Annotated in this window: 8 protein-coding genes, 3 tRNA genes and 1 pseudogene; 6 read left to right on the plus strand and 6 right to left on the minus strand. The window is 68.0% G+C overall.

Annotated elements, in window-relative coordinates:
* Positions 1–137: 137 nt before the first annotated feature.
* The 4 genes from AB4Y86_RS06450 to AB4Y86_RS06465 all read right to left on the minus strand — a co-directional run bounded on the left by AB4Y86_RS06450 (position 138) and on the right by AB4Y86_RS06465 (position 1,549).
* Positions 138–635, minus strand: a complete 498-nt coding sequence (locus tag AB4Y86_RS06450) for a hypothetical protein (protein WP_441401146.1) — start codon at positions 633–635, stop codon at positions 138–140.
* Positions 636–1,175: 540 nt separating this feature from the next.
* Positions 1,176–1,251 (minus strand) — tRNA-Phe (locus AB4Y86_RS06455).
* Between the two features lie 48 nt (positions 1,252–1,299).
* Positions 1,300–1,373: transfer RNA gene (locus AB4Y86_RS06460), tRNA-Asp, on the minus strand.
* A gap of 103 nt (positions 1,374–1,476) precedes the next feature.
* A tRNA-Glu gene (locus tag AB4Y86_RS06465) sits at positions 1,477–1,549 on the minus strand.
* Between the two features lie 197 nt (positions 1,550–1,746).
* On the opposite strand from AB4Y86_RS06465, the gene AB4Y86_RS06470 reads away from it, so the two are divergent.
* The gene (locus tag AB4Y86_RS06470; protein ID WP_441401148.1) at positions 1,747–2,796 is read left to right on the plus strand and encodes a PHP domain-containing protein; all 1,050 of its coding nucleotides are present in this window, start codon (positions 1,747–1,749) and stop codon (positions 2,794–2,796) included.
* Between the two features lie 8 nt (positions 2,797–2,804).
* Here AB4Y86_RS06470 and AB4Y86_RS06475 read toward each other — a convergent pair whose 3' ends face one another.
* Both AB4Y86_RS06475 and AB4Y86_RS06480 read right to left on the minus strand, forming a co-directional pair.
* Positions 2,805–3,350 carry a methyltransferase family protein gene (locus AB4Y86_RS06475; protein ID WP_441401150.1) on the minus strand — a complete coding sequence of 182 codons (546 nt, stop codon included), beginning with the start codon at positions 3,348–3,350 and terminating at the stop codon, positions 2,805–2,807.
* Positions 3,351–3,427: 77 nt separating this feature from the next.
* On the minus strand, positions 3,428–4,027 hold the full coding sequence (locus AB4Y86_RS06480) for a LysE/ArgO family amino acid transporter (protein ID WP_441401152.1): 600 nt from the start codon (positions 4,025–4,027) through the stop codon (positions 3,428–3,430).
* Between the two features lie 72 nt (positions 4,028–4,099).
* On the opposite strand from AB4Y86_RS06480, the gene AB4Y86_RS06485 reads away from it, so the two are divergent.
* From AB4Y86_RS06485 to AB4Y86_RS06505, 5 genes and pseudogenes are all read left to right on the plus strand, one after another.
* On the plus strand, positions 4,100–4,981 hold the full coding sequence (locus tag AB4Y86_RS06485) for an ArgP/LysG family DNA-binding transcriptional regulator (protein WP_441401154.1): 882 nt from the start codon (positions 4,100–4,102) through the stop codon (positions 4,979–4,981).
* Positions 4,982–5,078: 97 nt separating this feature from the next.
* Positions 5,079–6,164 (plus strand): DMT family transporter, encoded by a 1,086-nt coding sequence (locus tag AB4Y86_RS06490; RefSeq protein ID WP_441401156.1) that lies wholly within the window; start codon positions 5,079–5,081, stop codon positions 6,162–6,164.
* Positions 6,165–6,173: 9 nt separating this feature from the next.
* Positions 6,174–6,620, plus strand: coding sequence for a metallopeptidase family protein (locus AB4Y86_RS06495; protein WP_441401158.1), 447 nt, complete (start codon positions 6,174–6,176; stop codon positions 6,618–6,620).
* A gap of 29 nt (positions 6,621–6,649) precedes the next feature.
* The gene (locus AB4Y86_RS06500) at positions 6,650–7,576 is read left to right on the plus strand and encodes a cation diffusion facilitator family transporter (protein ID WP_441401160.1); all 927 of its coding nucleotides are present in this window, start codon (positions 6,650–6,652) and stop codon (positions 7,574–7,576) included.
* 206 nt (positions 7,577–7,782) lie between these two features.
* Positions 7,783–8,449, plus strand: a pseudogene (locus tag AB4Y86_RS06505) (C40 family peptidase); the annotation flags it as partial.

The raw sequence follows: 8,449 nt of genomic DNA on the forward strand, positions 1-8,449 counted from the left end.
ACGCCTGCAGTGGCCACGGCGGTATCAGGAAGTAGGCGCACGCACAAGACGCCCTAGCCCCGCCAAGCGCTTCCCTCCGGGAGTTCCGACCCGCAACCAGTCCTTCCAACGCTGGGCCGCCCGGAGGGAGGCGGCGTCTACTTGCAGTTGGCGGCGAGCCAGCCCGTGACCGGTGCCATGGCGTCTTGGAATTTGCCGCTCGAGAAGACCGTCTGGTCGCTCAGGCCGGCCACGGCGACCTGGTTGAGCTTGGCGAAGGCCGCCTTGAGGCTGTCCGGAACGCGCTCTGCGGTGTTACTCAACTCGGCTTTGTACTGCTCGAGTTCGGCGGTTTTGCCCTGCGCGGCCGAGAGCGGCAGCAGCGAGGCTCCGGTGGCCTGCTCCGAAATGGTGTTGCAGGCCTCGGCTGCCGTGGGGAAGTCGCCGTAGGGGCCGGAGGATTTGGTCGGGCTGGGGGTTGCGGACGCCGGCGCGGTTGCGGCGTCCGCCGTCGCGGTGGCGGCGTCCGCCGTCGCGGTGGCGGCGTCCGCCGTCGACGTCGGCTTCGCGGCCACCGGGGCAGAACGGCCGGTCAGGGCCATGGTCGCCAGGAGCACGGTTACGGTCAGTGGGCGTGCAGTCTTGTTCAAAGCCACGTTCAAAATCATTCTTCTGGTCGAGATTGCGCCGCGGACCCGTCCAGGGACGGTTCGCAGCTCTGGCGTTCGTCCCGGCGTGCGAGTCTAGCGGCGGTCTCGGGCGTGTCCCCAAACCGCACCTGCCGCCGTCGTCCGCCGCCCTATATCTCGCCTACTGCTTCAGAACGGCCCGCTTGGCGGATGAAAAGTCCGGTGGTGGCTGCAACTTTTTGGGCAACTACGGCGGGAGCAATTTGGTGAACTCTGGTTGGCTGTCGAAGCCGAGAGTGGGGGGGGCCGGTTGTTGCGGCTATTCCTGCGCCATTTGCCACAGGCGGCCGCTATGAATCCCCGAGAGCGGCCAACATTGGCGAATGGCGCGACTGCGGCGCCCGTCAGCGTCGGGTGACTGCGACTGCGCCCACTGACGGACCACATCCGCTGCTCCAAAACTGCCGTTTTCAGCCCTCAAAGGGGCCGTTATGTAGCAGTCGATGCGGGTGAGCGGTCTGCGTTAAAGAAGAAAAGCACCAGTTCGTAAGAACTGATGCTTCCCAGTGGTGGCTCCGACCGGCGTCGATCCGGTGACCTTTCGATTTTCAGTCGAACGCTCTACCAACTGAGCTACAGAGCCTAGGTGACATGTCACCATGACGGCCGGAATTTCTTCTGGCAATCAGAGCGACCCTGACGGGACTTGAACCCGCGACCTCCGCCGTGACAGGGCGGCGCGCTAACCAACTGCGCTACAGGGCCTTACTTTTACTACTGTTTCTTGCTGCCTGCAGTATCGCTACCGCATTTTTTCAAGGACTCTAGCTTACCAGACATTTTCATCCGGCCTGACCAGTTCCTTGCGTACCCCCAACGGGATTCGAACCCGTGCCGCCGCCGTGAAAGGGCGGTGTCCTAGGCCGCTAGACGATGGGGGCCAGGACGCCATCCGGTAAAACCCGCTACTCCAAGGGCAAAAATTTAGGGCCGAGGCCTTCCGTTTTTGCTCCCTTCGGGTTCCTCCGAACTGGACCTATAAAACTATAGGGGCAACTCCCGGAATCTCCAAAATCCTCTCCACAACCCGGGAATAAGCTCTGGACAACACCTGTGCCGCTGTGTGGATGATGGTCAGATGGACGCCACCGCTGCCCTCAATGAGATCGCTTTCTGGCTCGAACGCGATCGCGCCACCACCTTCAAGGTGCAGGCCTTCCGCAAAGCGGCCGACATCATTGCCGGCCTCTCCCCCGATGAACTGGCGGCGCGAAGAGGCGACGGCCGGCTCAAACGCACGAAGGGGATCGGCGACCGGACGTTCGAGGTGATCGCCCAGGCGGTCGACGGCGGGATCCCCGACTACCTCGCCGGCCTGCGGGAACGCGGCGCCGAGCCGCTGGTGGAAGGCGGCCGCGAGCTGCTGGCGAGCCTGCGCGGGGACCTGCACCTGCACAGCAATTGGTCCGACGGCGGTTCGCCGATCGAAGCCATGGTGGACGCGGCGGGAATGCTAGGCCGCGAGTACGTGGCCCTGACCGACCACTCCCCCACGTTGAAGATCGCCAACGGGCTGAGCCCCGAACGTCTCAGTGAGCAGCTGGACCTCATCGCCAGGATCGAGGCGGCTCGGACCAAGGCGGGCCGGACCGAAGCGGGCCGACCGCGGCCCCGCCTGCTCGCCGGCATCGAGGTCGACATCCTGGAGGACGGCACACTGGACCAGGCCCCCGAGCTGCTGGACCGGCTGGACGTGGTGGTGGCCAGCGTGCACTCGAAGCTCCGCTCGGACAGCCGGACCATGACCCGGAGGATGCTCGGCGGCATCGAAGACCCGCACACCAGGGTGCTGGGCCACTGCACCGGCCGGCTCCTGAACGGCTCGCGGGGGACGCGTCCGCCGTCGGAGTTCGACGCGAAACAGGTGTTTGCGGCGTGCGCGGAACACGGGGTCGCCGTCGAGATCAACGCCCGGCCGGAGCGCCAGGACCCGCCGGACGAGCTGATCCAGGTGGCCCTCGATGCGGGCTGCCTCTTCAGCATCGACAGCGACGCCCACGCCCCTGGCCAGCTCGACTTCCTGCAGTACGGTGCGGAGCGGGCCGCGCGGAACGGCGTGCCGCCGGAGAGGATCATCACCACCTGGCCGCTCGACCGGCTGCTGGAGTGGTCCGGCCGCGGCCAGTAGCGGTCGGATTAGCCCCGGGACGACTCCGCCCCCTGGGCCCGCCACGGCGTGAGCCTGGGCAGCCAGCGCGGGACGTTACGGCGGTACTCCTCGTAGGCCGCACCGAACTTCCGGGCCAGAGACGGCTCCTCGTACAGCCGGACGAAGGCCACCACCGGGATTGCGCCGAGGCCCAGTGCCGCGAAGAGCTTCGGCTGGCCCAGCAGGAGGCCCTGTCCGGCGACGGCCGCCGCGATCGACACGTACATCGGATTCCGCACGTACCGGTAGAGCCCGCCAACCACCAGCCGTGTGGGAGGGGCAAACGGCGCAGGGGTCCCGATGCCCTCGACGGCGAAGTGGACAAAGGAGTTCGCGATCACCGCCGCGCCCGCGCCGATCAGTACGGCGCCGGTGAGCTGCGCAGGCATGCCACCCGGGACCGGGGCCTCCACCTCCCAGCGGGTCAACAGCCACGGCACCACGCCGGCGGCCGTTGCGGGGGCGATCGCAAAGACGGCTGTGCCGACGGCTGCACGCTTTCGCTCGCGGGCCGAAGCTGGGGATGCTGTCATACCGGCAATCGTGAACCCGCCACATCGAGCGGGCAAGGGCCGACCGGCCCCTGACCCGGCACCGGCCCCCGCCAGGATCAGGCGACCAGCAGCACGGCCAACGTCAGCATCACGACGGCGATTCCGGCGTCGAGCACCCGCCACGCCGTCCGGCGTCGGAACAGGGACGTCAGGAACCGCGCCCCCGCGCCGAGGGCGGTGAACCAGGCAATGCTTCCAAGGCCTGCCCCCGCGGCGAACCACCAGCGCCCGGACTCGCCCTGGGCGGCCGCGAGCGACCCAAGCAGCAGCACCGTGTCCAAGTACACGTGCGGGTTCAGCCACGTGAAGGCCAAGCAGGTCCCCAATACGGCCGCCCTGCTGACGGCCGGCTTGTCCGCCACGTCCTCCAGCTGTTCCCCGCGGACGGCACGCGTGGCCGCGAGCGCTCCATAGGTGAGGAGGAAGGCGGCTCCGGCCCACCGGATCACCACGAGCACGGCGGGTGCCCGGTCCAGGAGGACCCCGATCCCGACGACGCCCAACAGGATCAGCAGCAGGTCCGAACCAGCGCAGACCGCTACCACCATGGCGACGTGCGAGCGCCGGATGCCCTGGCGAAGGACGAACGCGTTCTGCGCGCCGATGGCAACAATGAGCGACAGGCCGGTAGATAAGCCCGAAAACAAGGGAAGCATCACCCTTCCCACGGTAGGGCGCAGCCCAAGATGAAACCAGTTAATCTTTCTTCTCTGCCATAAGATGAGCTAATGATCGACGTTTCCCCCGAGCAGGCCCGGACGCTGGCCGCAATCGTCACGCATGGAAGCTTCGACGCCGCAGCCGCCCACTTATCCGTGACGCCCTCGGCGGTCAGCCAGCGGATCCGCGCGCTTGAGGCCGCCGTCGGCCGTCCGGTGCTGACCCGGGCACGGCCGGTAGGGCTCACGGAGTCCGGCCAGGCCGTGGTGCGGTTCGCCCGGCAATTGGAACTGCTCTCGGCAGACCTCACCGAAGAGCTACAGCCGGCGGACCGCCACGGGCGGACGCGCCTGACGCTGGTGATCAACAGCGATTCCTTGCACACCTGGGCCCTGGCCGGCCTGGCAGCCGCCGGCGAGAGCGTCCAGCTGGAGATCCTCCGCGAGGACCAGGAGCACTCCCTGGACCTCCTGCGGGCGGGCGCCGCGGCCGCGGCAATCACGGTGACGGCTGCGCCAGTACCAGGATGTTCCTCCCGCCGGCTCGGCACCATGCGCTACCTGCCCGTTTGCGCGCCGGAGTTCTCCCGCCGCTGGTTTGAGTCCGGCGTCACCGCGGCGGCGCTATCCAAGGCCCCGATGCTGGTCTTTGACCGCAAGGACGATCTGCAGGACCGCTGGCTGCGCCGTTTCAGCCGCTCACCCAGCCGAGCGCCGCGCCACTACGTGCCGGCCGCCCAGGAGTTTGGCGACGCGATCCGCCGCAGCATGGGTTGGGGAATGATGCCCGAAATCGAAATCACCGAGGACCTCCGGACCGGAACACTGCATACGCTCGCTCCCGGGGCGCAGGTGGATGTCACCCTCTACTGGCAGCAATGGCGGCGCGGCTCGGCGGCGCTCAGCGTCGTTGCGGAGGCTGTCCAGGCGGCGGCACGCGTGCTTCGGTGAAGGTGTTGGGAACGCCCGCCGCAGATTGGCAGGAACTCGACTAGACCTGACCGATTTCCGCCAGCCGCCGGCCGGCCGCACGGGATAAATTGGCAGCATGGCAACAACCGCAAAGACTGGCTCCCCCCATCCGGACAACACGCATCCGGAGAGTCCACACCCCGACAACGCCCACCAAGCGCCCTCCCCCGCCGTGCGGCCTCGGGCGTCGCAGCCATCCCCCGCCCCTCCGGCCCTCCGGCCCGGGCAGATCAGCCGGCTCGGGATCGCCGCCGTAGTCGTCACCGTGGTGCTCTGGGCATCGGCCTTCGTGGGCATCCGCGCGGTCGGGCCCAGCTTCTCGCCCGGACCGCTGGCCCTGGGCCGCCTTTCCGTGGCCGCCGTCGTCCTGGGCCTGGTGGTGCTGCCGCAGTTCCGCAAGGCCGCCGCGTTCCCCAAAGGCCGCGAGTGGTGGCCCATCCTGGCCTACGGCGTGATGTGGTTTGGCGGCTACAACGTGGCACTGAACGCTGCCGAGCACATGCTGGACGCAGGCACAGCAGCCCTGCTGATCAACGTCAACCCCATCCTCGTAGCTGTCATGGCCGGGATCATCCTCAAGGAAGGATTCCCGCGCTGGCTGATCATCGGCAGCCTGGTCGCGTTCGGCGGCGTCGCCGTCATTGCCCTCGGTTCCGGCCAGCGGTCGACGGCGGACGTCGCAGGCGTGCTGCTGTGCCTGCTCGCGGCCGCCCTCGCGGCGGTGAGCGTGATTGTGCAAAAGCCGGTGCTCCGGAAGTTCCCCGCGGCCCAGGCCACCTGGTTCGGCATCATGGTGGGCGCAGTGTGCTGCCTGCCGTTCAGCGGCCAGCTCGTGGCGGAACTGCAGGCCGCGCCGCTGCCCGCGACGCTGGCACTGGTCTATCTCGGCGTGTTCCCGACCGCGATCGCATTTACCACCTGGGCGTACGCTCTCTCACTGATCGACGCCGGCAGGCTCGCCGCCACCACGTATCTGGTGCCCGGCACCACGATCTTGATCTCCTGGCTGGTATTGGGCGAGATTCCCACCATCTGGGGCCTGGTGGGCGGTGTGATCTGCCTCGCCGGCGTCGCCCTGACCCGGCGCCGTTCGCGGCCCCGGCCGGTCATGACTGCGGCCCCGACGGCGGGATCGAACCCAGGCCCGAATCCGGGCGCATAGGGTTCTGCTATGACCCCTTCCCTGCCTCCCGGCCTGCCGATCGTGCCCGGCGGAACTGACCACGACGACGACGCCAGCGGCACCGGACCGTTTCCGATGTCCGAGGACGAGTTCGAAGCAGCGGTGAGCGACGCCCTGGACCGGATCCCGCCGGACCTGGCGCAGACCATGAGCAACGTGGCCGTCTTCATCGAGGACGACTACACCCCGCGACCCGGCGAGGACCCGGACACCGTGCTGCTGGGTCTCTACGAGGGCGTCCCGCTGACCGAGCGGGACTCCTGGTGGGACGCCGGCTCGCTCCCGGACCGGATCACCATCTACCGCGAGCCGATCCTGGACCTGTGCGCCACCCGCGAAGACGTGGTGGAGGAAGTGACGGTGACCGTGGTCCACGAGGTCGCACACCACTTCGGCATCAGCGACGAGCGGCTGCACGAGCTCGGCTGGGGCTAGCCGCCCCTGTTGGGACTAGCCTTGGACACATGGGACACGACCACAGCCACTCRCACGGCCTTTCGGCCACCGGCACGGCAAAGCACCGCAAGCGACTGGTCGCCGTCCTGCTGATCACGCTCGCAGTCGTCCTGATCCAGGTCGCCGGCGCCCTGGTTTCCGGGTCGCTGGCACTGCTGGCCGACGCCGGTCACATGCTCTCCGACGCCGCCGGCGTATTTATCGCACTGCTGGCCGCCTGGATCGCCACGAGGCCGGCAAGTGACCAGCGGACCTACGGCTACCAGCGGGCCGAGGTCCTGGCCGCCCTGGCCAATGCCTTGGTCCTGATCATCATATCCGTGGTCATCTTCACCGAGGCGATCCGGCGGCTCGGCTCGGCCCTCGAGGTGCAGACCGGCGTCATGCTCTTCGCAGCCGTCCTCGGCGCCTTCGCCAACCTGGTCTCGCTGCTGATCCTGCGCGGGGCCCAAAAGGAAAGCCTGAACGTACGCGGCGCCTACCTCGAGGTCCTGGGCGACCTGCTGGGCTCCTTCGCCGTCATTGTCGCAGCCATCGTCATCATGGTCACCGGATACCAGGCCGCGGACACCATCGCCTCGATCCTGATCGCCCTGATGATCCTGCCCCGGGCCTGGCACCTGCTCCGCGACGTCGTGGACGTGCTCCTCGAAGCTACCCCGAAGGGCGTGGACGTCCGGATGATCCGCGAACACATCCTTGCCGTGGAGGGGGTGGTGTCCGTCCACGACATCCACATCTGGACCATCACCTCCGGGGTTCCGGTGTTCTCCGCCCATGTGGTGGTGGAAGACACGGCGATGGGGGCACGCGGGACGGACCGGGTGCTGGACAAGCTGGTGACCTGCCTCGGCTCGCACTTCGATACCGAGCACTGCACCTTCCAGCTCGAACCGGCCAGCCATGCAGAGCACGAGAGCCATCAGCACGCCTGAGCCCCGGCATCCCCGGATTGCGCGACACGCCGATGCGCCTGCACACCAAATCACATCGCTGTTGTTTATGTTATTGATGTGACTCGTGTTGCCAAAGTGGTATTTGGCACGTAGCCTCGTCCCTGCTGGGCGATCCGCAGAGGGGCACTTCTATGTGCCACAATTCCTACCTCGCTCGTGCCAGCCTGACTGCAGCGAGGTTTTCCATGAGTTGGACCGGACCCGGCGGCAGGGCCGCAGCCCTGTGCACCGCCGTCGTACTGCTCGGCACACTGGCGATCCCGGCCCAGGCCGCCCCCGCGGTGGCGGTAGCCGTTCCCGGCCTGCGGATCCCGGCCACACAGGACCTCCCCTCGCCCGAGGAGATCGCCGCGGCAAAGTCCAGTGAAAGCGCGACGGCGGACCAGGTCACCCGGATCGACCACATCCTGGCGGACGCCTCCGCGGCCCAAGAGGACGGGCTGGCCACCTCGCTCGCCGCCAACAACGCCTACGCGGATGCCTTGGTGGAGCTCCAGATCCGCCGGGACGCAGCCGCACTGGCGGCCGCCAAGGCAGCCGCGGCCGAGACCGAGCAGGCGAAGACGCGCAAATTGATCGGCCAACTGGCCGGAGATCTCTACCGCAACGGCGGTATGACGCCTGGACTCGGCAGCCTGATGGGCGGAGACGGCCAGTCGCTGCAGCAAGCCGCCACACTCGAGGCGTTGGCTGCCAGTCGCACCCGCGCATTCCAGGCCGCAGAAAACGCCGCCGCCGCCGCAAAGTCCTCCAAGGACGCCGCGGCCGAAGCGGACCGCGCGGCCGACGACGCCGCACGGACTGCGGACTCGCGCAAGGCCGATGCCAAGCGCGCCGACGAGGCCCGACAGC

Source organism: Arthrobacter sp. 2YAF22_2 (genome assembly GCF_052114645.1).
GTDB lineage: Bacteria > Actinomycetota > Actinomycetes > Actinomycetales > Micrococcaceae > Arthrobacter.